Genomic DNA, 349 nt, shown 5'->3' on the forward strand with positions numbered 1-349 from the left:
GTGCGCAGCATCGCCCGCCAGCAGGACGCGGCCGCTGCGGTAGTCGCTCGCCTGGCGGGCGACGCCGCGCACGTGCACTCACCGTTCGGCGGACAGGGCCTCAACCCCGGGCTCCTCGACGCGGTCAACCTGCGCTGGAAGCTGGCCGCCGTCCTCGCCGGCCGCATCCACGCGACCACCTGCGCGCCCGTGTTGGCGAGGACGCGGGCTCCGACCGGGTGGCGTTCGGCGGTGTACGTGTCCAGGAGGCCGTCCGGGGCGCGGCCGGCGACGACGGCGGCCAGCTTCCAGCCCAGGTTGACCGCGTCGAGGAGCCCGAGGTTGAGGCCCTGTCCGCCGAACGGTGAGT

The 349-nt window shown here is 75.1% G+C and carries 2 protein-coding genes; one reads left to right on the forward strand and one right to left on the reverse strand.

Going from position 1 to position 349, the window contains the following annotated elements; genetic code table 11:
* On the reverse strand, positions 1-78 hold a 78-nt coding region (locus J0695_RS45910; protein ID WP_372445939.1), incomplete at its 3' end, for an FAD-dependent monooxygenase.
* Between J0695_RS45910 and J0695_RS46430 the strand changes: the two genes are divergently transcribed.
* The coding region (locus tag J0695_RS46430; RefSeq protein WP_505383646.1) for an FAD-dependent monooxygenase at positions 73-349 on the forward strand (277 nt) is incomplete at its 3' end. The genes J0695_RS45910 and J0695_RS46430 overlap by 6 nt on opposite strands.

Origin of the sequence: Streptomyces beijiangensis, assembly GCF_017315755.1 — a bacterium.
Classification (GTDB): domain Bacteria; phylum Actinomycetota; class Actinomycetes; order Streptomycetales; family Streptomycetaceae; genus Streptomyces; species Streptomyces beijiangensis.